Here is a 23,405-nt window from a genome sequence, read left to right on the forward strand (position 1 = left end):
TACCCCCTTTTGTATCTATTTTACAGTAATAATAGTAAAAACCTCTATTGTAAGTTTGGATTTTTTGTGAATTCAGAAAATAACCTTGTATTCAAATCATATGAAGGATTGTACTTAAACTTCCGAAGCTTTAATACCCATTAGTTGTAATACTTCAAAATGCGATGAACATTTGTTCTTTTAAATAAAACATCTTTACGAAAGGATGGCTGGGCATTGTACTGGCATCAGCGGATCTTACGAGAAATGGATTTAACGAGTGGAGAGTCATTAGAATTTGCAAAGCTTAATGCTGGTGTTGTCCAGCCGTCAAGAACAAGCATAAATCCATATTATATAGGCTTAAAGATCTTTGAGGATATAGAAGAACGATATAATAATCCGACAGACAAGATGAAAAAGCGTGGAGTGGAACCTGGAACAGGCAGGGAAAAAATGTTCGAAGTGCGTGAAATCGAGTCAGATATATCTTTCTTACGCAATTATTTAACAAAGGACCTTGTCATGAAGGAAGATATGTATTTTTTCCAGAAACAGGGGAAGGATTACAAGGTTGTTGACAAGCAATGGGAGAATGTCCGTGATCAGCTTGTCAATATGCGCGTAAACGGGGGTTTTCCATATTTAACAGTCAATGACGGGGATTATCTAAAAAATGGAGAGCTATATTTAAAGCACTGGTTCGAAGGCGTTGAGCTTGACCTCAAATATTTAGAAAAAGTTCTCCCATATGTCCATCAGCTATGGGGCAGAAGTGTCCATATTGAAACGATTGTAGAAGGAAAGAATATGTTGTTTTCGTATGATGGGAAAGGGATTCATCGGAAGTATCTATAAAATACAAAAAACAACGACATTTTATTGAGTGTCGTTGTTTTTTGTCATCTACTAATGGATCGCAGATTTAAATTTACTTCCATGGGCTTCCTGCGTATCCATAATTGTTGTAAAAGCATTTGGATCGATTTCGCCGACGATGCTTTTAAGCTTGGATATTTCTAAGCGGGTAACCACAACGTAGATTACATCTTTATCATTGTCTTTAAAGCCGCCCTTGCCCTTTAATTTCGTTACACCGCGGCCCAAGCGTCCGATGATAGCGTCAGAGATTTCTTCATAATGGTCAGAAACAACGATGACGGCTTTTGTATCGCCTTCAAATCCTTGAACAACCGTATCAATCATTTTCGAAGCTATATAGTAGGTTATGATTGAATACATCGCTTGCTCCCATCCTAATACAAAGCCTGCCCAGCTAAATACGAAGATATTAAAAAACATGACAAACTCCCCGATAGAAAAAGGAAGCTTTTTCGTCAATAAGATTCCGAGAATTTCCGTTCCGTCTAAAGCTCCGCCATGACGGATCACAGTGCCAACCCCTATACCGAGTAATAATCCTCCAAACACGGTAGCTAATAATGGTTCTTGAGTAAATGCAGAGAGATGATGCAATTGAGGTTCAATGATAGCTAATGCAACAATGCCAAAAAGAGAAGAAAAAGTGAAGTTTTTCCCAATTTGTTTATATCCAAAATATAGAAAAGGAACATTAAAAAGGAATACAAGAATTCCAAAACTAATATTTGTTAGATGGTTCACAAGCAAGGAGATCCCGATTATTCCTCCATCAATGATGGAATTAGGAATTAAAAACAATTCAATTGATAAGGCAGCTAATGAAGCGCCAACCAATAACATGATGTAACGGTAAATAATATGTTTTTTACTTTCTTTCTTATGCGTTTTTCCCATTTTCACCTTTCCTTTCTTCCAAATAAAAAAATATACAGTTTTTATGATGAAATATCAAATGATAAGGCTTTATAAATTGCTTTTCGACAAGTAATAAATAATCTTTATCAAAAATAAAGCAAAGGTGCACAAATCATATGGAGGTACCCTTGCTGATATCAATGTATCGATTTCTTCTTAAATCGTCCACCTCTAACCTCGGTTATATTAGCTACTGCAAGGAATGCATTAGAATCAAGTTCCTCCACTATTGACTTTAGTTTGGCCTCCTCTAAACGAGTAATCACACAGAAAATGACTTTTTTATTATCTCCAGTGTATGCCCCTTCTCCATTTAAATATGTAACTCCACGGCCCAGTCTAGCTAATATTGCCTCTCCGATTAATTGGTGATTTTCACTTATTATCCAAGCCGATTTTGATTCATCAAGTCCTTGCATCACAAGATCGATGGTTTTATAGGCAATGAAGTAAGCTAAAACAGAATACATGGCACGGTTCCAGCCAAAAACAAACCCTGCAGATATAAAAATAAAAACATTGAAAAACATGACAATTTCACCGACGGAAAATGGCAGTCTTTTATTCGCAATAATCGCTAATATTTCAGTACCATCTAAGGAACCACCATATCGAATGACAATTCCTACCCCTGCACCTAAAGTTACACCTCCGAAAACGGTTGCAAGAAGGGGATCTTTTGTAAAAACGGGAACATCATGAAGAAGGGTAGTTGAAACGGAAAGGACAGTAATCCCTAATAAAGTGGAAAGAGCAAAGGTTTTACCAATCTGTTTATAGCCTATATAGAAAAAGGGGATATTCAAAATGAAGATAAATAAGCCCAGATTAACGCCAGTTAAATGCGAAAGTATGATGGAAATACCAGTAATGCCTCCATCCAGAATTTTATTTGGTACTAAAAATTCTTCGATGCTCACACCCATTAAAACAGAGCCAACACATATAAAAAATATGATTTTAGCGATTTTGGCTTTTGTTAAGCCTTTATGAATAGTCTGAGCGGGCACAGTTTCATTTGATTCAGTCATAGAGTTCCTCCAAAATATTATGATTGCGATTCGTAATACTTTATTTGAAAAAATTCTCGAAAAATCACCTTTACTTAATCGAGTTATGTCATTTAATTTCTTATATTACCATTTTATTATAACACTATTTGTTTTTATTCAGTTGTTGGAGTGTTTACTCATGTCGAAAATGTTACAAAAAAATTAGTAATAAATGAATATATTTTTCATTTCAGAAAGGGATTTGTTATAAAATGTAGAACTTTTATCCTATATCAACAAAGTTAGGAGTGACTCATCATGCAAAATCAATTGAAAGTATTAATTTGTGATGATTCTGCATTAATAAAGAAAAAACTAAAAAATATATTAGAAGTATGTAAGTGTAAGGAAATCGAAGAAGCTGAAAATGGAGTAGAGGCTGTTCAAAAGGCTAGTTCTTTTCTGCCTGATTTGATTTTTATGGACATTGTCATGCCAGGAAAAGATGGTATTGAGGCTTTAGAGGAAATAATGAGAGAACAACCAAATATTAAAGTAGTCATGGCTTCCTCTGCTGGGACACAGTCGCATTTGAAAAAAGCACTTGATAGAGGTGCATACGATTTTATCCAAAAGCCAATCACGCTTGAAGCTGTTACTTCAATTATTGAAAAAGTTATTAAAGGCGAAAAGGAGGATCCTACCCATGTTTAGTCAATACTTCGGACATTATTTATTAAATAAGGAGATGATTACCTCCGAACAGCTTAAAGCAGCTCTAGAGCTTCAAAAAACAACCCATGTGAAATTCGGTGTTATTGCAGTTGATGAAGGCCTGCTGACTACTGCTCAAGTTGAAGCAGTTCATGAAAGGCAAAAGCAACAGGATAAACGGTTTGGAGAAATTGCAGTTGAACTAGGGTTTTTATCCAATGAACAAGTGGAATATATGCTTAATGTGCAAAAAAACAATCATTTATTACTTGCTCAAGCCATTGTTGATCAAAATTATATGACGATGGATGCGTTCTCAAAGGCATTAAATGATTATAAAAGAATGTATAGTTTATCTGATGAAAGCTTTGAAGCTATTAAGAATGGTGATATTGATGCTATCGTTAAAAATATTATCCATTTAGCCGAAACAGAAAAACAAGAGTATGCTCAATATTTGTCATTATTCGTGAAAAATATGATTCGTTTTATTGATGAGCAAGCTTACATAGAATTGAACCCAGTCACTTCTGAATTGAAGGTGGATTGGCTAGTAACTCAAGAAATAAAGGGAGAAGAACTCCTGCTTACAGCAATTGCTGCGGATGAAAAGATCTTCTTGGAGATTGCGTCTATCTATGCTGAAGAGGAATTAACAGAGATAGATGAATTAGCAAAAGCTTCTGTCAGTGAATTTTTAAATTTACATAATGGAATATACTTAGTAAATATGTCTAACTATGGAATTGAATTAGATATGGAACCGCAAATAGTCCAACAAAATGCAATCCTCTCTTTGGATAAAGACGAAAGCATGAACATTACCGTTCATACTTCAAAAGGCCATTTTCAATTAGTTCTTTCCAAGCTTCCAAAGCATGTCGTATTTTCAAGCGCTAATCAAGAAAATCAAGCAGTATAGCAAGATTTATGAAGGACTGTTCATTAATTGAGCAGTCCTTTCGCCTTTCATATATCAGAAAAAATAGTTAAATTGACGGGGTTTATTCATGGTGTTAGAATGAATAAAATATTATTTTAGAATTATTTTGACCTGTATATGTCTAGTAATAAGGACTGGACGTTTCTACCGAGCTGCCGTAAATAGCTTGACTACAGAGGAATGAATTTAGCTAACTAAAATATTTAGAAGGCTATTTTTCTCCCATGTATTTTTGCAGCTTCGCTCAATGCGAGGCTTTTTTCATTTTTATAAGAAGGAGAAGGGGCAATGGAAAAGTTTTTTCAGTTCCAAGAAAGAGGTACGTCTTATAAACAGGAAACAATAGCAGGCTTAACGACCTTTTTATCAATGTCTTATATATTAATTGTGAATCCTATCATTTTAAGCCAAGCGGGGATGGATAAGGGTGCTGTGTTTACGGCAACAGCCCTATCAGCCATTATTGGCTCTTTATTAATTGGCCTGCTGGCAAATTACCCCATAGGAATAGCGCCAAGCATGGGGCTGAATTCCTTTTTTACTTTTTCAGTTTGTATAGGTATGGGCATTCCGTGGCAAACCGCACTAACTGGAGTTTTTATATCAGGTATTTTATTTGTTATTTTAAGTCTCCTAAAAATCCGTGAAAAAATAATCAATGTAATTCCGAAAGATTTAAAGCATGCAATAGGAGCAGGGATTGGTTTTTTTATCGCCTTCATTGGTTTAAAGAATGCTGGTCTTATTGTTGGGAATGAAGGCACATTTGTTTCAATCGGAAATTTAAAATCGGCAGGCACGATGTTAGCGATCTTTTGTTTTATTCTAACTGTTATCCTGATTGTAAGGGGAGTTAAAGGAGCTATTTTCTTAGGTATGGCGATTTCTGCAATCATCGGTATGTTTGCTGGGATCATTGATAAACCAGAAAAAATAATTGGTGCCATTCCAAGTCTTGAGCCAACATTTGGAGAAGTTTTTTTACATCTTGATCAAATCTTTACTCCGAGTATGATAGCCGTTATTTTTACTTTTTTATTTGTCGCCTTCTTTGATACAGCTGGTGCACTGATTGCTATTGCGAGCCAGGCTGGACTAATGAAAAATAATGAAATACCGAATGCTGGAAAAGCACTTATTGCTGATTCAAGCGCAACGGTTATCGGCGCTATTTTAGGAACATCCACTACTGCCTCAATGATAGAATCCACAGCAGGAATAGCTGCGGGAGGCAGAACTGGTTTCACATCTGTGATAATTTCGGGCTGTTTTATTATTGCGTTATTCTTCTCTCCGTTATTAAGTGTCGTTACAGCAGAGGTTACCGCGCCAGCACTAATCATTGTAGGTGCATTGATGGCAATGGAGGTTAAGAATATCGAGTGGGGTAAAGTTGAAATTGCCATTCCAGTTTTTGCAACGATTCTAATGATGCCATTGACATTTAGTGTAGCAACTGGAATCGCATTTGGGTTCGTACTATATCCTATTACCATGCTTGCATTAGGTAAAGCAAAAGCAATTCACCCTATTATGTACGGATTATGTATTGCATTTATTGGATATTTTATTTATCTTTCATAGGGTGAAAAGACTGCCTTTGATTAGGCAGTCTTTTCCGTAATAGAATGCCCGTGGGCCAAGTGTTCGTAAAGTATTCCGAACTTTTGCCAGCAAATCCAAAAAGCAATTTTTATGAAAAAAATATCATAATGTCAATCTTTAATATCATCTTTAATATTTTTCATTAATGCCTTCATTTCATCACGCATTTTTTCGCTATCAATATTGAGCTTTTGCTTAATATCCTTAAACGATAGTCCTTCTTTTTTTAACTTGATTACTTCTGCTAAATCCTTATTACTTGCTTTCGCCATTGCCGCACCAACCAAAATAAATCTGAAGGGAATGCCTTCATCTAACCAAGCCTGAATTTCTCCCTTTGTTTTCCCAGAGAATTCGGCTACGTTTTCGATAACGATTTCTTTATGCTCTTCTAAAAATTTTTCCTTATGCTCATGGCACTCTTCCTTTAGCTTTTTCATATCAAGTCCATAGTGCTCTGCGGTTTTTTTCCAGGAGGAATCGTTTTCTTTATAGATTTTTAAGACATCGTCCGTTTTTTTATTTGCGTATTTGGCAATATGCGCGGCTTTAAGAATATCCTTTTTCGAATAGCCTTTGTCCAAAAGACGTTGAAAATCCTCTTTTGTAATAAAGTCATGATGATGTTGTTCCAGTTCTGTGTTTTGTTCTGCGTAGGTTGTACGTGGAGCTTGCCATAGGATTGATCCAAATAGCATGAAGATTATTGTACATGGAATCATGATATTCTTTTTCATTATTTTGCTCTCCTTTTTGACAATAATAGTCTACGGGTATATCATGTCCAAAAATCATAAACAAATGTGGGAAAAATTGGGCTGCTTTTAAAGGTAAAAACGAGAAAGTAATATTTATTGTAAAATAGAGGAGAGTTCGTTTAAATATAAGATAATGGGATTCAATATAGGAAGGTGCATTCATTTATGAAAATACTTGTTGTGGAAGATAATGAAAGTGTATGTTCCATGCTAGAAATGTTTTTTATGAAAGAAGGCTATAAAGGATTATTTGTTCATAATGGTCAAGAGGGCTTCGAGCGATTTAATAAGGAGAAATGGGATTTAATTATTGTTGACTGGATGCTTCCAATTATGGATGGAGTAACACTTTGCAGAAAAATAAGAGAGCTCAGTCAAGTGCCGATTATTATGCTAACAGCAAAGGACAGTGATTCTGATCAAGTACTAGGTCTTGAAATGGGAGCAGATGATTATGTAACTAAACCATTTAGCCCCCTCGCTCTTATGGCAAGAATAAAAGCAGTTACTAGACGTTATCAAACGGAAGCCTCAGAGAAGGATGAGGGAAATGTTATTACAAGCCAATATTTTAGAATTAGTAAGGATTCACGAGAGGTTTATTATAACGGCCAGCTTCTTTCAAATCTAACCCCTAAGGAATTTGATATGCTCTATTACTTTGTGAAAAATCCAAAGCAGGTTTTTTCACGGGAGCAGCTATTAGATCGTGTTTGGGGATATCAGTTTTATGGGGATGAGCGCACTGTGGATGTCCATATCAAACGCTTAAGAAAAAAGATTGGAACGCCTCAGCAGCCATTTATCCAAACGGTATGGGGAATCGGCTATAAATTTGATGAAACGGTGGCTGGTAATGAAGATTAAATTTTTCTACCAGCTCCTAATTAGTCATATTAGTATTCTCATTCTAGCCTTTATCATTTTAACTCTGTCATTTTCACAATTTGTAGAAAGTTATATTTTTCAAAACAAGGTTGAGGAGCTAGAAGCGTACGGGGATCAAATATTGAAGGAATTGACTGTTCGCATGGAAGGGGAAGATCAATTCCTGGCTGAGTATAGTCAGCTGCTAGATACAAGACATATAAAATATCTCCTTTTTAATAATGAGGGAAAAGTAGTTTATCCCAAATTACAAAGTTCGCCATTAATACAGTTAACTGAGAGTGAGTGGAAAGAGATATCAAAAGGAAATAAAGTGTCAGTAAAGCATGATATTAAAAGATTTGGTCAGGAAGTGTCGCTTGTAGCTATACCGCTTATGGATGGCGATAGGTTGACAGGGGGAATCCTATTGCTGTCACCTATTACAGGGACAATGAAAATGATCAGCCAATTAAATAAATTCTTATTGTACACGATTGTTATTTCATTATCGGCATCGATTTTAATAAGTCTTGTATTTTCCAAAAGTTTAATCAAACGAATTAAGGATATTCGTAATGCCACTTCGATGATATCAGCTGGAAATTATGATGTTCATGTTCCGGATACTTCCATGGATGAAATTGGACATCTCGCTAAAGATTTTAATGAAATGGCGGAAAAATTAAAGGGATCCAATGAGGAAATTGAGCGGCTGGAAAATAGACGGAGGAAATTTATTGCGGATGTGTCCCACGAAATGCGTACGCCTCTAACAACAATTAGCGGTCTTGCTGAAGGGATAAAAAATCAATTAATTACAGAAGAGGATATTGGAAGAGGGATGGATTTAATTGATCGTGAAGCAAAAAGATTAATACGCCTTGTGAATGAAAATCTAGATTATGAAAAGATTCGTTCCAATCAACTAAAGCTTAATAAAGTAGAAATAAACTTAGCTGAAGTGCTTGAGATTGTAAAAGATCAATTAATCATGCAGACGCTGGAAAAAAATAATCAAATAACTGTCTCATGTGATGATCACATAATGGTATTTGCTGATTACGATCGACTTATCCAAATTTTAATTAATATCGTTAAGAACAGTAATCAGTTCACAGAAAATGGTCGAATTTTCCTAAAAGGGAAAGAGGATGAGGAGAAAATAATCATAGAAATTGAGGATACGGGCATAGGGATTGATCCAGAAGAAATTGAGTCTATCTGGCATCGTTTTTATAAAGCCGATGTCTCAAGAACTGGACAATCTTTTGGTGAATTTGGGATTGGATTATCCATTGTAAAGCAGCTTGTCCATCTGCATAATGGAAATATTGAAGTTAGCAGTATAAAAGGGGAAGGCACGAAATTTACAATTCGCATTCCTATGAAGTAAGAAAGAAAGGGTGTCTCTAGGCCGAAAAATCGACATAGGAGACACCCTTTCTTAATTTAGTGACATCTTAAACAACTTGTGATTCTGTTAACGGAAGTGGTTGTGACTTCTCATCTTTATTTTGCTTTGTTACCTCTATATATTTAATATGATGGTCTTCCATATCCACAATCTTGAAAGCATAAGAGTCTAAAGGAATTACATCTCCTTGCTTAGCTTCATAATTCTCCGTTAAAATCCATCCACCGATTGTATCTACATCTTCATCATTGATATCAATACCAAGTAAGTCACTTACTTCACTTACAAGCACTTTGGAATCGATTATATAATGGTCTTCACTTATTTTACGAACCTCAGGAACCTCATCCATGTCGAACTCATCACGAATTTCCCCTACAATTTCTTCAAGAATATCTTCAACTGTCACAAGTCCAGAAGTACCTCCATACTCATCCATTAGGATCGCCATATGAATTCTTTCTTTTTGCATTTTAAGAAGAAGATCATGAATTGGTATCGTATCAATTACGCGTATTATTGGGCGTGTATAATCTTCGAGCCTATTCGAAGTGACTTGCCTATTTTTAATTAAGTCAGTCATCACTTCCTTAATATTAACCATTCCGATAATATGGTCCTTATCGCCGTCAATAATAGGATAGCGAGTGAACTTTTCTTCATAAACAGTTTCTAAAAATTCTTCTAATGTATCATCCTTTGAGAAAGAAACGATTTCTGTTCGAGGAACCATTATTTCTTTCGCAATTCGGTCATCAAAATCAAAGATTTTATTTACATACTTAAACTCTGATTGGTTGATTTCACCACTTTGATAGCTTTCAGATAAAATAATGCGAAGTTCTTCCTCTGAGTGAGCTAGTTCGTGTTCGTTTGCAGGCTTTAAGCCAAATAATCCAGTAATAAAACGTGCTGAGCCATTCAACATCTTAATGAATGGATACATTAGTTTATAAAACAAAATTAATGGCCTTGCTGTCATTAAGGCAACGAATTCAGCTTTCTGAATGGCAAGCGTCTTAGGTGCTAGCTCTCCTACAACGACATGTAAGAAGGTAATCAATACAAAGGCAAGGCCGATAGAAAGGATATGTGAAGCGGAACTTGGAATATTTAGTTCGCCAAATAATGAATGGAGAATATGAGTAATCGTTTCTTCTCCAAGCCACCCAATCCCTAACGCAGTAATCGTAATTCCCAGCTGACAGGCTGATAAATATTCGTCGAGATTGCTAATCACTCTCTTTACTTGTATTGCACTTTTATTTCCTTCTTCAACTAACTGATCAATCCTTGAACTTCTAATTTTAACAATGGCAAATTCTGAAGTAACAAAAAATGCCGTCAAAGCAATTAAAATGGCAATAATAACCAAGTTTAATATGTCCAAATAAGTTCCCTTAGCCCGAATATTCGGGTAAGGAGTCACCTCCTGATAATATGGAAAATAAATTAACTAGTTAAGCTTACAAGGGACTTGATTAATGTTGTTCCTTCTGTATTAAGCTTTTTAGAGAGGTCACCTTTTTGCTCTTCATCCAAGCGACTAATTAATGGAAGCAATACAGTTATCTCGTTATGAAGCTGCTTAATTTGCTGGGTTACTGCATCAATTTGCCTCTCTACATCCCTTGTATGCATAATGGTATTAGACTTTAATTCTAGCTTTCTCTTAATCTCATCGAGCGGAATATGCATATTCTTGCATTCCTCTATAAATCTAAGATCTATAAGGACTTCCTCGGAATACATTCGATAATTTGATTTTGTCCGCTTGGCTTGAATTAGCCCCATATTTGTATAATAATCAATAGTTCGTTTCGAAAGGTTTGCAATATTCGCTAATTCGCCAATACGATAAACTGCCCCATCAAATCACCCCAATATAAGAATTTTATTCACTTTTCTTGAGTATAGCTTCCTAAAATTATTATATGTTACATAAAACCATACAGTCAAACGTAACAGTTTTGATAAGATTAATTACTTTAATTTATTTTTAAAAAACGGCAATTATGATTTCAATTTTCAGATAATAACCAAAGGCAAATCAAAATGGATCTCAAAAAAATGAAGTAGCTAGTAAAAATAACTATACATTTAGTATTTAAGATCCATTGGTGAATCTGCATCTGCTTTTTTAACTTCAATATATAGAATATGATGGCCTTCTATTTCCTTAATGATGAATTGAAACCCTTCATGTTCAATGGCATCCCCCTTTTCCAGATCAAATTTTTGGGTAAGAATCCAACCGCCAATTGTATCTACCTCAACTTCATCCAGATTCGTTCCAAGTAAATCATTGGTTTCTGAAATAAGGAGCTTCGCGTCTAGTATATAATGGTCTTTGTCAATCTTTTGCACGAATGGAAGTTCATCAGTATCGAACTCATCACGAATTTCACCGACTATTTCCTCAAGGATATCCTCAGCAGTTACTAGTCCAGCAGTCCCTCCGTACTCATCAAATAATATCGCCATGTGAGAGCGATTTTTTTGCATCATTAGAAGCAGGTCGTGAATAGGGATTGTTTCAATCACCATTATTACAGGTTTTATATATTGAATGACTGGCTTTTCATCTTGGCATTTTTTTCGAATACAGTCTGTAAGGATTTCTTTAACATTGATAAGGCCAAGTATTGTATCTTTATCTCCACCAGTTACTGGATATCTTGTATATCTTTCGTTCATGATCACCTCTAGAACTTCAGACAGAGTGGCATTCTCATCTAAACTGATGATTTCGGTTCGTGGTACCATGACCTCCTTAGCGATGCGATTATCAAATTCAAAGATATTGTTTACGTATTTATACTCAGATTGATTTATTTCGCCACTTTTCAAGCTTTCTGAAAGGATAATTCTTAATTCTTCTTCAGAGTGAGCTATTTCATGTTCAGAAACTGGCTTTAATCCAAATAATCCGGCTACAAATCTAGCTGAATTGTTTAATGCCCATATAAATGGAAACATAATTTTATAAAACCAAATTAATGGCTTTGCGAAGCTTAGAGTAATAGCTTCTGCTTTCTGAATGGCAAATGTTTTTGGAGCTAACTCGCCAATGACAACATGTAAAAATGTTACAACAGAAAAGGCGATAATAAATGAGAGAATTTGGGTAATCGAAGGCTGTAATTTGAACTTTTCAAATACAGGCCATAATAGCCTTTCGATCGTTGGTTCACCAAGCCAGCCTAGACCTAAAGCAGTGATCGTGATTCCTAACTGACAAGCGGATAAATATTCATCAAGGTTGGAAGTCACTTTTTTAGCTGCATGTGCTTTCGTATTACCCTCAGCAATTAATTGATCAATACGAGATGACCGTATTTTCACCATTGCAAATTCAGATGCAACAAAAAAGGCAGTTAAGGCAATTAAAATGAAAAGAAGAAAAATATTGAGTAACATCATAAAATCCTCACAAAGTATGTAAGGCATTTTCACCTCCCTAAAAGTACTTTTCCCGAAACTATATTTTTTTATTTGAAAAACATTTCCTGCACTTATCCCTTTAAGCTAATAGTTGCGCAATGATCCACAATATACAAAAAAAGAAGGATCCTCTCTCAAGGGCCCTTCTTTTTGCAAAGTTTATTTTTTACACGTTAAAAAAGTATAAATTGTCAACGCAGAAGATGATTCGATGTAGTTGCCAATTTTAGGAATTAAGTACGACGGACAGGACAAGGAAGGCTTCGATAGCGATTAACATCGCACGAAGGAAAAGCGATAGCTTTTACGAGGATGTCCTAGTCGGGCAAATGCCACAGGATAAGGAAAGCTTCGTCAGAGATACATCGCACGACCAAAAGAGAAGCTTTTGGGAGGACGTGGCATATATGAGCGCGATAAGTGCAACTACGCCTCTGTCTTCGCCTTTCCAAGGCTCGCCAATCGGCGAGTTTTCATTAGCTTTTCCAATCACGGGCAAGCATTCCGTATACGACAAGATCGTGAAAATGATTATAAAGGTTTTCACCGTCACGAATAATTCCTTCCTGTACAAACCCTAATCTTTCCGGGATTGCTCGACTCTTTTTATTTCCAACACCACAGCGGATTTCAATCCTGTTCAGATTTAAATCTAAAAAGGCATAATTGACAAGAGCTTGTACGGTTTTCGTCATAATGCCTTTGCCTTCAAATCCTTTAGCAAGATAGTAGCCAATACTTGTTTGTCTATTATTCCAATCAATTTGATGAAAACCAGCACAGCCAACAAGCTCGCCATTATAACGAATTCCGGCATTAAAACCGTTATTTTCAGCGAGTGATTTTAGCCACATAGGGATAATCGAATGATATTGTATGGGAGATGTCATGTTATCAACCCATGGAAGCCACTGTCTTAAATGGTTTCGATTGGAATTGACTAAATGATAAAGCTCTTCAGAATGATGGAGTTGAAATAGCTGCAGCTCAATATCTTGATCTACTTTTAATACAAACACAGTAAACTCTCCTTTTTTGCAATAATTAGAAGTATATCCAATCATAAAACGAAAACCTGTGAATGTACACAAAATTATTCAAAAAAAGGAAAATTCAGATTCAATATCATATTCTCTCATTAGGTGTAAATGTCGGTTGATCTAGAAAAAACAAGTTGACTTAAACATTAATAGTGTCGGGCTTAATAGTATTCGATTCGGCAATAGGAAGAGTGATACTGAAAACGGTTAACTCTTCCTGTGTTTCACATTCAAGAGTGCCTTTATGCTTCTCAATTATTTCTTTGCAAACAAATAGCCCAAGCCCGGTCCCAAGTGATTTTGTCGTAACAAATGGTTCGAAGATTGACTGGACAAGATGCGGTGGTATTTTAGGTCCATTATTAGCGATCTCAAGCTTTATATAGGAATTATCTAAGGAATGGCTGATAATTTTGATCAGAGGGTCTGTTGTATCCGTGTGTAATACGTCAATTGCATTAAAAATAATATTAATTAGAACCTGTCTGATTTCGTCTTCATAACCCCATAGATGTATTTCCTCGTCGAGATGTTTAACTATTTTAACTTTGCCATCTAATATACTTGGATATAGGAAAACTAATACTTCCTCAATGATTTCATTGAATGAAAAACAAACTTTCTCTTTGCCAATCAATTCTTTCTTAGATAGTAAGAGGAACTGTGAAATACGAAAATTCAATTGCTCTAATTCAATCGAAATGATATCTAAATACTTCATGTTTTGATTTTCAGCCTTTAGCAATTGAATGAAGCCTTGTACAGAGGTAAGTGGGTTACGAAACTCGTGGATGAAACTAGAGGTCATCTGCCCTAACAACGTAAGTCGATCTTTATGGCTCGTATCGATAAACTTAGTTTTTTCCTCAATAATCTGGTTTTTTACATCACTGTAATAGGATACAGAAAAATATAAAAACTGATCAAAGCAAAATTGGATATTTTGCGTATATTCCAGAATTTCCTGCCATTCAAGATTCATTTGATTTAGACTTTCTTGGAAGATGGAGCGGGCAAGATTTACATTGTAAACAAAATCTCCAATATTCATTCCTGCTTTTACACGTTGATCCGCAATTGAAATTGAAAATGAGCGAATTATCTTATTTAAATCATCCCTTTTATTCGTAAAGCATTGTGTAAGAAGGTAAAATAATACTTCACCATTTTCCTTCATTCTATCTTTAAAAGGATCATTAGACGAAACTAATATTTTCTGTTCCCAGTCAGTCAGCATTTTTTCCTTTTCACTTTGTAAAAGCTCAACTACAATTCTATTTGTCCGTGTTAACATTTTTCTCTCCATTCCTCATTAAAAAATATCTTTCATATTTATATAAACTTCTAGCTTTTTTGGAAATTTCCTTTGTCGAAATAAAACGAATTAAAAAACAGTTCTTCGAGCCTACTCTTTCTTTGTCAAAAAATATCACAAAGTGAAGAATTGAAAAATATGGAATAGTACGTATTTTAAATAGCTGATATAAATGTGTAAGTCAAAATTGATTGTCACATTTTCATTAAGAATCTGTGATTTTTGTCACAGTATTTATTCTTTAGTCTTGTTATATATAAAGATAATCATTCTCAATTAATACACAAATAAATAAAATGGGTGATTGTCTTGATTGGAAAATTAAAAAAAGGTGAAAAAGGTAGAATTCTTCATATATCTAATACTGATCTATTAGTACGCCGCCGTTTGTTAGACCTTGGAATTACAGAGGGATCTGAAGTATGTTTGAAATGTGTCATGCCTTTTGGCGGCCCAGTGATGGTCGAATCTTGTGGACAATGTATTGGCATTCGCAGAAAAGAAGCAATCCAAATTGAAGTGGAGAAATTATAATGGATATTGCTCTTATTGGGAATCCGAATACAGGGAAAACCTCCCTTTTTAATAATTTAACTGGTTCCTATGAATATGTGGGGAACTGGAGCGGAGTTACGGTAGAAAAAAAGATAGGAATTTTTAAGAACAATAAGGATAGATTAATTGATTTGCCTGGAATATATACACTTAATCCACTGTCAAAGGATGAAGGGGTTGTAACACAATTTTTATTAACAGAAAAAGTTGATAAAATGCTGAATATTCTAGATGCTTCTCAAATAGAGAGGAATTTGTATTTAACGATCCAGCTTTTAGAATATGGAAAGCCTACTATTATTGGGTTAAACATGATGGATGTTGCTTCAAAAAGAGGGATTCATGTAGATCCAGTGAAATTATCGCAAACACTTGGTATACCTGTTGCTCCTGTTGTTGCTAGAACAGGGAAGGGCTGTACAGATCTTGCGGCGACTATTACAGAAGGGGGTATCCCAACCCCAAACGCCTCTCTCGTTCATTATGGGACAGAAATTGAGGAAGCTATAGGAAAGCTAGCAGAATTATTGGAAGGAAAACAGAACTATTCTGTTCGCTGGTTAGCTCTTCAACTTTTTGAAGGGAATCAATATGTGAAACAATATTTGTATAGTGTAATAGGTGAAGAGAGGCTCAATTTATTTTTGCAGCAAATTAAAAACACGATAAACACAAACTATCAGACTTCCTTGGAGCTATTCATTTTTCAAAAAAGAAAAGCGAAAATTGATTGGATTATTGCTGATTCAGCTATTAAAAGGAATTTAACAAAGACGCCATTGTCTGAAAAAATTGATGCGATCGTCACAAATAAAATATTAGGTTTGCCGATTTTCTTTTTACTTATGTATTTAATGTTTATGCTAACTTTTGATTGGCTTGGATTTCCTTTATCTGATTACCTAGATAGATTAATAACTGGTCCTATTGCTTCGGGAATTGAAAGCTTGTTAAGTTATGTTGGAGCCTCTGATTTCATTCATGCATTAATTCTTGATGGCATTGTAGCAGGTGTAGGGGGAGTACTTGTCTTTGTACCACAAATATTTATTCTTTTCTTTTTCATCTCTTTACTTGAGGATTCAGGATATATGGCACGGGTTGCCCTTGTAATGGATCGTTTGATGGAAGCAGTAGGCTTAAATGGGAAAGCATTTATCCCAATGATGATTGGATTCGGATGTAATGTACCTGGCATTATGGCTGCTAGGACGATTGAAACACCGAAGGAAAGGCTCTTAACGATATTGTTAACACCGTTAATGTCCTGTTCTGCACGATTGCCTATTTACGCTCTTTTTGTCGGTGCATTTTTTGTTCAACAAAAAGCCTTAATTGTTCTATCGATTTATGTATTAGGGATTGCTGTAGCCCTTATTCTAGCTAAAGTTTTTTCTACCACTATCTTAAAAGGTGAGACATCATTATTTGTTATCGAACTGCCTCCATATCGTTTGCCGCAGTTCAGAGCTTTATGGAGAAGCACATGGGATAAGGGAAAAGGCTTTATTAAGAAAGCCGGAACATTTATATTTGCTGGCTCTGTTTTTATTTGGCTCTTATCCTATGCAGGCCCTAGCGGAATGAATGTAGCTTTAGATGATAGCTACTTAGCAGTGATTGGTGGATTCATAGCTCCATTATTTGAACCTATCGGATTTAATTCTTGGCAAGCGGGGGCATCTCTTATTACTGGATTTTTGGCAAAAGAAGCAATTATTTCTACGATGAATATTATTTATTTTGTTCCAGATGAAGCAAGTTTACAGGGGCTGCTTTCTAATTATTTCACCCCTCTATCAGCGTACAGCTTCATGATCTTTATTTTATTGTACATTCCATGTCTTGCTACTACTGCAACGATTTATAAAGAAACAGGTTCGAAAAGGTGGACCGTCTTTTCGATTGGATATGCATTAATAATTGCCTATATTCTTTCTTTCGTGATTTATCAGGGAGGAAAGCTGCTTGGTCTTGTATAAAGTAAGCTAAATTCAGGGGGGATGACAATGGCAGCAAATATTATAATCGGAGTATTGATTTTCGGATATGCGAGCTGGGCCTTATTCAATTTTATCCCGCATTAACGGGCAGTAAGACCCCCACCTCAAGATTGAGAGAGAAGCGAGGAAGATAGGTGGGGGACAACTGCCCGTAAAAGCCCGTAAAATGAACACAGACTAAAAGCGCCACATCGTGTGGCAACGTCTGCGTGACCCACTTCCTGTGGGCCGCAATTAACCATCAGTGGGGGATGAAAAAAACCCCCACTGATGGATGTTTCACTTTATTAAAAAGTCCAAGCATGGAAAATGTTCAAGCTGTTCACTGAAAAAATCCTGTTCAAGTTCATGCAGCACAATCTCAGATGGTCAAAAAGTAAATAATAGGTAACCATAGACATTTGCTAAATAAACTGTTGTTATCTACACAGCAGTTTATTTAACTTGTAGGAGCATTCAAGTTATTAATGTATTAAAGTAAAATAAAATTTAGTTTATGTCACCGCAAAGGAGATTAGCAAAGGAAAAATAAGCATTTTCCAAAAGGACTTGGCAAATGTAAAGTTTTTCTAATTGTCAATTCTCAATTACATCTTTATAATTGAAGGACGTGCGATTGTACACAATATTTTAAAGGGATGAGGCAGACATTGACTCGAGATGAAATTATTTTTAGAGTATCTGAAAAAGTACGTCTTATTCGTACAGAGGCAGGGTATACACAGGACAAAATGGCAGAAATTATAGGTGTATCCAAGAAGACTCTCGTACAAATTGAAAAAGGCCGAGTAGAGGCAGGATGGTCTACAGTCGTAACGATTTGTGCTTTATTTCGGGAAACAGAAACAGTACGTTTCTTATTTGGAAATGAGCCCCTCGAGGTTCTAGAAATAATTGCTCGTGAAGGGATTGACTACCGTAAAGAAAAAACAATGGGCGGTAAAATATGGTGGAGAGAAGTAGATAAACAAAATGGCTTGGTGCTTCAGCAAAATATGATTAGTCAGCATTTTCGGATTATTGATGAAGATCATTTCCGTATTTTTAGCAGTTTTGATGAGGCTTCTTCGAAAGAAAGATTTTCAGAATTAGTGAGTGAAAAAAACAGGGGATTGTAAAAATTGGGTTAAGTGAAGTAGAGTAGCTGCCTCTTTTTACTTTGCCTCTTTTTTGCTATGTTAAACGTCTTTGTTGATTTCCACTGCAGGCACTAAAGCGTCGCGGGCGGTCCGGAAGCCTCCTCGTCGCTATCGCTCCTGCGGGGTCTCCCTTTGACTCATACTCCCGCAGGACATTGAATAAGCTTCCTAGAATAATCACTGCACAAAGGAAATGTGTTAGCATTTTCGAGGATCTCGCGCCTGCCGCGAAAATCAACAATTAGAAAAACTAGGCGTTCGCCAAGTCCTTTTTGGCGAATGTCTTAGTTTTTCTTATGCGATCTTATTAGCAGATATTTAATTGAACACACACTTTACTTTAGTACTTTAATAAACTTAAACTTTCCTATTAGCCAAAATAGCATTATCATCACCGAGTTTTAATACAATCTTTTTTTTGCAGAAATAACCAATTATAAATATTTACCCTCATAAATCTCCTTATATCTTCGAATTCTTTATTGAACAACTATTGAATCATACAGCTATGAATTGTTTTGGAGGTAATATGAGTAATTATATTAAAAAGTTCCAGAAGTTTTGGAAGAAGAAGCATATGACTCAGATTGCTATATTATCTGCATCTACGGCAGTGTTAGCATTTTTGAGCTTTTTTTATTATTTCTCAAAAAATGCAGACATTAGTGCATTAAATGATGGCCTTGATCAATCGACGATCATTTATGATGTGAATGGTGAAGTTGCAAGCAAAATTACATCTAATAAAGTAGAAGGGGTATCCATTCAAGAAATACCTGACCATATGAAAAATGCAGTAATTGCAATTGAAGATCACCGTTTTTATGAGCATAATGGCATAGATTTTATTGGTATAGGAAGGGCGTTTTTTAAAAATTTAAAAGCTGGTGAAATTGTGGAAGGCGGGAGCACAATCACACAGCAATTAACGAAAAATGCTATTCTCTCTTCTGAAAAAACATATAAACGTAAAATAGAGGAGATTTTTCTTGCAAGAGAAATTGATAAAGTATATTCAAAAGATGAAATTCTTCAAATGTATTTAAATCAAATCTATTTTGGAGAAGGATCATGGGGGATAAAACGGGCTGCAGCGAAGTATTTTGGAAAGGAAGTCAAGGATCTGACCATAAGTGAATCTGCTCTATTAGCAGGTTTGATTAAAGCTCCATCTTCAATAAATCCATATAAGAATGAGAAAAAAGCGATAGAACGCAGGGATATTGTTTTACAGCAAATGAAAACGAACGGTTTTATAACGAAGGAGCAATATGAAGAAGCTAAAAATGAACAGCTAGTTTTTGATGATAAAGGTGATGATCCTTTTAAAGGAAAATATCCCTACTATGTTGACTATGTACTAGAGGAAGGGATGAAAAAGTACGGACTTACGCTCGATGATTTATTAACAGGCGGTTATCGTATTTACACAGAGCTAGACCCATCTATGCAAACAGCAGTTGAGGACACTTATTTGAATGACTCGATGTTTCCTGAAGGGAAAGAGGATCAAATCGTTCAGAGTGGAGCCATTCTCATAGATCCAAAAAGCGGGGGAGTTCGTGCACTTGTTGGAGGCAGAGGTGAGCATACATTGCTTGGCCATAATCGGGCAATCCATCCTGTTGGACAGCCAGGCTCAACAATGAAGCCGATAGTCCCATATACACCTGCACTTGAAAATGGCTGGGATATTACGGATGAATTAAAAGATGAAAAAATGAAGTTCGGTGATTATGAGCCTAATAATTATAATTTTCAATTCCGTGGCCAAGTTCCAATGTACGAAGCAGTAATGGACTCTCTAAATATTCCTGCTGTATGGCTTCTCAATGAGATTGGACTTGAAAAAGGAATTGATGCTGCCAAGAGATTCGGGATACCGGAAGAGGCAATTAATAATAATCTGGCACTTGCTCTTGGTGGAACAAACAAAGGTGTGTCCCCATTAAACATGGCGGAAGCTTACACTGTTTTTGCTAATGGAGGAGAAAAATATGAAGCCCACTCTATTACAAAAATTTTGGATTCAAATGGTAAAGAAATCGCAAAATGGGATGGTAAAAAAACACGGGTTACAACGAAAGAAGTAGCAGATAAAATCACGACCATGCTTCTTGGAGTCGTTGAACATGGATCAGGGAAAGCTGCACAAATTCCTGGAAGAGAAGTAGCGGGAAAAACAGGCTCCACCCAAGTACCGATTGATGGTGTAAACGGGATAAAAGATCAATGGTTTGTTGGATACACCCCCCAGCTTGTAGGAGCGGTCTGGGTAGGATATGACAGAACGGATAGTAACCATTATTTAACAACAACAAGTGGAGAGGGAACTGCTCCAATTTTTAGAGAAATAATGTCTAAAGCATTAAATAACGAAGAGTCAGTTTCCTTTCAAGTTCCCCATATTGCGCCATTGATTGAAAAGAGAAAGCAAGAAGAACAAATTAAGGAATATAAAAATAGCATTAAGAAAAATACTGACAAACTGAAAAAGCAGATAGAAAAAGAAAAGAAAAAATTGAAAAAGAAAGAGAAGAAAAATAAAGGTGAAAAAAATGATTAGAAAGTGCGGTCCTATTATGGGGCCGTGCTTTTTTTGGTAAAATGTTGTTTATAAAGGATGTGGTTGTGTTATTGCTTAGTGTTGAAAATGCTATTTTGTTGTTGATTGGAGCGGAAGGCGCGAAATCCTTGAAAATGCATTCGCATTTCCTTCGTGCGGTGTTTATTCGGGGAAGATTATTCAACGTCCTGCGGGAGAAGCGAGTCAAAGGGAGACCCCGCAGGAGCGATAGCGACGAGGAGGCTTCCGGACCCGCCCGCGATCGCTAAGTGCCTGCAGCGGAAATCAACAGGGAAGTTTAACATAGTCAAGGATTTTAAAAAAATTTTATCATAAGTGAACGAATTTAAGGTGTTAACCGTCTAACAATTAAAGTATTGAATGGAAGAAGCGGGATGTAAGGAAAGAGAGGAACTAAATCAGATGGAGGAGATAGTGCTCATTCAAAGCGCAAAGTCAGGAGATAAGCGCGCCTTTGCTACGCTTTTTCAACATAATTATCCATTCTTGGTCAAGTATTTAATTAAGGTGACGTTGAATCCAGATTTATCTGAAGAGCTAGCACAGGAAACGATGGCAAGATGTATAGAGAAAATTCATTTATATCAATATAAATCGAAGTTTTCCTCATGGCTCATTTCCATCGCGACTAATTTATATATTGATCAGCAACGGAGAAAGAAAAGAGAAAAAAGCTGGCAGCAGGAAGAGGAAAATTTTCGCAAGCTTAAATGGCAAATGGAAAGCCGAAATGAAGAGTGGAATGATGCATTGTCCGCATTAGGGAAGATTGCTAATGACGTGCGCATTCCGATTATTTTAAGACATTATTATGGCTATTCATATGATGAAATTGGGGAAATGATGAAGCTGTCACCTGGGACAATCAAATCAAGAGTTCATAATGGGCTTTTGGCTGTAAGAAAGGAGCTGAGGCTAAATGACGAAACAGAGAGACTTGAGAGATAACGAGCAAATAGATGAGGGATTATTTGAAGTAATAAAGGAAATTGAGCTGGGCCTAGAATCCGTTGAAAAAAGTGATCTAGTTTATACACCTAATATTGAATGGTTTGAAAATTTAGTAGTAGAAGAAAAAAAGAATATAAGAAAAAAGCTTATATTCGATGTAACACTGTTTACCCTTGTTGCCATGCTTGTATTGAGTACCATACTGTTTGCTTTATATAGTATTCCGGTTGTCTTTTTTACTATACAAGGACTAGTAACAATTTTTATTGCCGTATACTTTACGATTCAGCATGTTAAACAGGTGAAGGAAACATGAATGAAGAAATTTCTGTCCCATTACTCATTGTTGTTGCAGTCATTCTCATAAGTCAAAGTATCTTTTTATTTTCAAATGCTAGAAAGCATGGGCATAATTATTGGTTATGGGGTATTCTTGGATTGATACAGGCACCAATGCCAACCCTTGTCTATCTTTACTTTGTGAGGAAGCTTTGGCATAAAAGTAGCAAAAAACAGAATTAAAGGATGAAGGCTAGTGAGAAAATTTAAGCAGTTTTTTCTATTACTAAGCACTATTTGTCAGCTACTTGGGTTTGTAATGTTGTTTATAAATATAAAAGCAGCAATATTCATTTTTGCGATCTATGCATTTCTAATAATCATCATTTTTATCATTTTAATCATGGAGAGAAAGAAAGAAAAATTGGAGGAGAGTCGTAATGATTATCGTAACTATTGATTCTATACCAGGGAAAGAGGTAAAGGAGATAATAGGCTTTGTAAGAGGAGGCTGTATTCAATCCAAGCATATTGGTAAAGACATTATGGCCGGCTTAAGGACAATTGTAGGTGGAGAAATTAGTGAATATACAGAAATGATGGAAGAGGCAAGACAAAAAGCAATTGGGCGTATGGTAGAGGATGCTAAAGCAAAAGGCGCAAATGCAATCATTGGCATGCGTCTGCAATCGGCTGCAGTCATGCAAAATGCCTCAGAAATTATTGCTTATGGAACAGCAGTAATTGTAGACTAAATGTTCATAAAATATTCACTTTCTTGTCACGGAATGTTGCTATTTGTTCGAAAATTCCCCTAATTAATATGTTATTTTTATGGTATAAATTAAATTTATATTTTTATGGGGGATTCAAGATGGAACAATTCTCAATTACATTAGCGATAGCTAGTATTATGGTACTTGGTTATTTTATAGGTTATACAGTTATAAAACACTAAAACTGCTTGCTTAATTGCAAAGCAGTTTTTTTTATCGCAGATTAACGGGCAGTAAGACCCCC

The 23,405-nt window shown here is 35.8% G+C and carries 21 protein-coding genes, 1 pseudogene and 1 riboswitch; of the genes and pseudogenes, 14 read left to right on the top strand and 8 right to left on the bottom strand.

Annotated features, from left to right (window positions below):
* Window positions 1-198 precede the first annotated feature (198 nt).
* Window positions 199-837 (top strand): annotated as a pseudogene (locus tag KHA94_RS00635) (SpoVR family protein); the annotation flags it as partial.
* Between the two features lie 51 nt (window positions 838-888).
* Here KHA94_RS00635 and KHA94_RS00640 read toward each other — a convergent pair.
* Both KHA94_RS00640 and KHA94_RS00645 read right to left on the bottom strand, forming a co-directional pair.
* Entirely contained in the window at window positions 889-1,755 is an 867-nt protein-coding gene (locus KHA94_RS00640) for a YitT family protein (RefSeq protein WP_213100245.1), read from the bottom strand.
* 158 nt (window positions 1,756-1,913) lie between these two features.
* Entirely contained in the window at window positions 1,914-2,807 is an 894-nt protein-coding gene (locus tag KHA94_RS00645; protein WP_213100246.1) for a YitT family protein, read from the bottom strand.
* A 279-nt stretch (window positions 2,808-3,086) separates the two neighbouring features.
* Here KHA94_RS00645 and KHA94_RS00650 point away from each other — a divergent pair, with 279 nt between their 5' ends.
* The 3 genes from KHA94_RS00650 (at window position 3,087) to KHA94_RS00660 (ending at window position 6,009) form a co-directional block, all read left to right on the top strand.
* Window positions 3,087-3,482: a response regulator gene (locus KHA94_RS00650; RefSeq protein ID WP_213100247.1), complete on the top strand. Its 396-nt coding sequence runs from the start codon at window positions 3,087-3,089 to the stop codon at window positions 3,480-3,482.
* Window positions 3,475-4,404: a cyclic di-GMP-binding domain-containing protein, MshE-related gene (locus KHA94_RS00655; protein ID WP_213100248.1), complete on the top strand. Its 930-nt coding sequence runs from the start codon at window positions 3,475-3,477 to the stop codon at window positions 4,402-4,404. The genes KHA94_RS00650 and KHA94_RS00655 overlap by 8 nt, the downstream gene beginning before the upstream one ends.
* A gap of 112 nt (window positions 4,405-4,516) precedes the next feature.
* A riboswitch (purine riboswitch) is annotated at window positions 4,517-4,618 on the top strand.
* 95 nt (window positions 4,619-4,713) lie between these two features.
* Window positions 4,714-6,009, top strand: a complete 1,296-nt coding sequence (locus KHA94_RS00660) for an NCS2 family permease (RefSeq protein ID WP_213100249.1) — start codon at window positions 4,714-4,716, stop codon at window positions 6,007-6,009.
* A 131-nt stretch (window positions 6,010-6,140) separates the two neighbouring features.
* Here the strand turns inward: KHA94_RS00660 and KHA94_RS00665 are convergent, their stop codons facing one another.
* Complete coding sequence (locus tag KHA94_RS00665; protein WP_213100250.1) at window positions 6,141-6,767, bottom strand: hypothetical protein; 627 nt, start codon at window positions 6,765-6,767, stop codon at window positions 6,141-6,143.
* A gap of 186 nt (window positions 6,768-6,953) precedes the next feature.
* Here KHA94_RS00665 and KHA94_RS00670 point away from each other — a divergent pair, with 186 nt between their 5' ends.
* Window positions 6,954-7,655, top strand: coding sequence for a response regulator transcription factor (locus KHA94_RS00670; protein WP_213100251.1), 702 nt, complete (start codon window positions 6,954-6,956; stop codon window positions 7,653-7,655).
* Window positions 7,645-9,051, top strand: coding sequence for a sensor histidine kinase (locus KHA94_RS00675; RefSeq protein WP_213100252.1), 1,407 nt, complete (start codon window positions 7,645-7,647; stop codon window positions 9,049-9,051). The genes KHA94_RS00670 and KHA94_RS00675 overlap by 11 nt, the downstream gene beginning before the upstream one ends.
* 67 nt (window positions 9,052-9,118) lie before the next feature.
* On the opposite strand, the gene KHA94_RS00680 is transcribed toward KHA94_RS00675, so the two are convergent.
* From KHA94_RS00680 to KHA94_RS00700, 5 genes are all read right to left on the bottom strand, one after another.
* Window positions 9,119-10,462 (bottom strand): hemolysin family protein, encoded by a 1,344-nt coding sequence (locus KHA94_RS00680; RefSeq protein WP_213100253.1) that lies wholly within the window; start codon window positions 10,460-10,462, stop codon window positions 9,119-9,121.
* Between the two features lie 62 nt (window positions 10,463-10,524).
* A complete protein-coding gene (locus KHA94_RS26180) occupies window positions 10,525-10,926 on the bottom strand; it encodes a MerR family transcriptional regulator (protein WP_213101229.1) in 402 nt (133 codons plus the stop codon).
* A 246-nt stretch (window positions 10,927-11,172) separates the two neighbouring features.
* Window positions 11,173-12,495 carry a hemolysin family protein gene (locus tag KHA94_RS00690; RefSeq protein ID WP_213101230.1) on the bottom strand — a complete coding sequence of 441 codons (1,323 nt, stop codon included), beginning with the start codon at window positions 12,493-12,495 and terminating at the stop codon, window positions 11,173-11,175.
* A 497-nt stretch (window positions 12,496-12,992) separates the two neighbouring features.
* Window positions 12,993-13,535 (bottom strand): GNAT family N-acetyltransferase, encoded by a 543-nt coding sequence (locus tag KHA94_RS00695; RefSeq protein ID WP_213100254.1) that lies wholly within the window; start codon window positions 13,533-13,535, stop codon window positions 12,993-12,995.
* A 160-nt stretch (window positions 13,536-13,695) separates the two neighbouring features.
* Window positions 13,696-14,850 (bottom strand): histidine kinase N-terminal domain-containing protein, encoded by a 1,155-nt coding sequence (locus KHA94_RS00700; RefSeq protein WP_213100255.1) that lies wholly within the window; start codon window positions 14,848-14,850, stop codon window positions 13,696-13,698.
* 333 nt (window positions 14,851-15,183) lie between these two features.
* Here KHA94_RS00700 and KHA94_RS00705 point away from each other — a divergent pair, with 333 nt between their 5' ends.
* The 8 genes from KHA94_RS00705 (at window position 15,184) to KHA94_RS00740 (ending at window position 23,140) form a co-directional block, all read left to right on the top strand.
* Window positions 15,184-15,405, top strand: a complete 222-nt coding sequence (locus tag KHA94_RS00705; RefSeq protein ID WP_420828137.1) for a FeoA family protein — start codon at window positions 15,184-15,186, stop codon at window positions 15,403-15,405.
* Window positions 15,405-17,408, top strand: coding sequence for a ferrous iron transport protein B (feoB, locus tag KHA94_RS00710; protein ID WP_213100256.1), 2,004 nt, complete (start codon window positions 15,405-15,407; stop codon window positions 17,406-17,408). The genes KHA94_RS00705 and feoB overlap by 1 nt, the downstream gene beginning before the upstream one ends.
* A 671-nt stretch (window positions 17,409-18,079) precedes the next feature.
* The gene (locus tag KHA94_RS00715; RefSeq protein WP_213100257.1) at window positions 18,080-18,547 is read left to right on the top strand and encodes a helix-turn-helix transcriptional regulator; all 468 of its coding nucleotides are present in this window, start codon (window positions 18,080-18,082) and stop codon (window positions 18,545-18,547) included.
* A gap of 550 nt (window positions 18,548-19,097) precedes the next feature.
* Window positions 19,098-21,134: a transglycosylase domain-containing protein gene (locus KHA94_RS00720; RefSeq protein ID WP_213100258.1), complete on the top strand. Its 2,037-nt coding sequence runs from the start codon at window positions 19,098-19,100 to the stop codon at window positions 21,132-21,134.
* A 423-nt stretch (window positions 21,135-21,557) separates the two neighbouring features.
* Window positions 21,558-22,103, top strand: coding sequence for an RNA polymerase sigma factor SigY (sigY, locus tag KHA94_RS00725; protein ID WP_213100259.1), 546 nt, complete (start codon window positions 21,558-21,560; stop codon window positions 22,101-22,103).
* Window positions 22,075-22,422: a YxlC family protein gene (locus KHA94_RS00730; RefSeq protein ID WP_213100260.1), complete on the top strand. Its 348-nt coding sequence runs from the start codon at window positions 22,075-22,077 to the stop codon at window positions 22,420-22,422. Before sigY ends, KHA94_RS00730 begins: the two co-directional genes overlap by 29 nt.
* The gene (locus KHA94_RS00735; RefSeq protein WP_213100261.1) at window positions 22,419-22,628 is read left to right on the top strand and encodes a sigma-Y antisigma factor component; all 210 of its coding nucleotides are present in this window, start codon (window positions 22,419-22,421) and stop codon (window positions 22,626-22,628) included. The genes KHA94_RS00730 and KHA94_RS00735 overlap by 4 nt, the downstream gene beginning before the upstream one ends.
* A 197-nt stretch (window positions 22,629-22,825) precedes the next feature.
* Complete coding sequence (locus KHA94_RS00740) at window positions 22,826-23,140, top strand: YbjQ family protein (protein WP_213100262.1); 315 nt, start codon at window positions 22,826-22,828, stop codon at window positions 23,138-23,140.
* Window positions 23,141-23,405 lie beyond the last annotated feature (265 nt).

The organism is Cytobacillus citreus (genome assembly GCF_018343665.1).
GTDB classification, from domain to species: domain Bacteria; phylum Bacillota; class Bacilli; order Bacillales; family Cytobacillaceae; genus Cytobacillus; species Cytobacillus citreus.

Excerpts from the sequence above, each read along its gene's own strand:
- KHA94_RS00740 (WP_213100262.1), top strand. The coding sequence starts at position 22,826 with ATGATTATCGTAACTATTGATTCTATACCAGGGAAAGAGGTAAAGGAG.
- KHA94_RS00720 (WP_213100258.1), top strand. The coding sequence starts at position 19,098 with ATGAGTAATTATATTAAAAAGTTCCAGAAGTTTTGGAAGAAGAAGCAT.
- KHA94_RS00700 (WP_213100255.1), bottom strand. The coding sequence starts at position 14,850 with ATGTTAACACGGACAAATAGAATTGTAGTTGAGCTTTTACAAAGTGAA.
- KHA94_RS00650 (WP_213100247.1), top strand. The coding sequence starts at position 3,087 with ATGCAAAATCAATTGAAAGTATTAATTTGTGATGATTCTGCATTAATA.
- KHA94_RS00675 (WP_213100252.1), top strand. The coding sequence starts at position 7,645 with ATGAAGATTAAATTTTTCTACCAGCTCCTAATTAGTCATATTAGTATT.
- KHA94_RS00690 (WP_213101230.1), bottom strand. The coding sequence starts at position 12,495 with ATGATGTTACTCAATATTTTTCTTCTTTTCATTTTAATTGCCTTAACT.
- KHA94_RS00640 (WP_213100245.1), bottom strand. The coding sequence starts at position 1,755 with ATGGGAAAAACGCATAAGAAAGAAAGTAAAAAACATATTATTTACCGT.
- KHA94_RS00655 (WP_213100248.1), top strand. The coding sequence starts at position 3,475 with ATGTTTAGTCAATACTTCGGACATTATTTATTAAATAAGGAGATGATT.
- KHA94_RS00735 (WP_213100261.1), top strand. The coding sequence starts at position 22,419 with ATGAATGAAGAAATTTCTGTCCCATTACTCATTGTTGTTGCAGTCATT.
- sigY (WP_213100259.1), top strand. The coding sequence starts at position 21,558 with ATGGAGGAGATAGTGCTCATTCAAAGCGCAAAGTCAGGAGATAAGCGC.
- KHA94_RS00670 (WP_213100251.1), top strand. The coding sequence starts at position 6,954 with ATGAAAATACTTGTTGTGGAAGATAATGAAAGTGTATGTTCCATGCTA.
- KHA94_RS00730 (WP_213100260.1), top strand. The coding sequence starts at position 22,075 with ATGACGAAACAGAGAGACTTGAGAGATAACGAGCAAATAGATGAGGGA.
- KHA94_RS00645 (WP_213100246.1), bottom strand. The coding sequence starts at position 2,807 with ATGACTGAATCAAATGAAACTGTGCCCGCTCAGACTATTCATAAAGGC.
- feoB (WP_213100256.1), top strand. The coding sequence starts at position 15,405 with ATGGATATTGCTCTTATTGGGAATCCGAATACAGGGAAAACCTCCCTT.
- KHA94_RS00660 (WP_213100249.1), top strand. The coding sequence starts at position 4,714 with ATGGAAAAGTTTTTTCAGTTCCAAGAAAGAGGTACGTCTTATAAACAG.
- KHA94_RS00665 (WP_213100250.1), bottom strand. The coding sequence starts at position 6,767 with ATGAAAAAGAATATCATGATTCCATGTACAATAATCTTCATGCTATTT.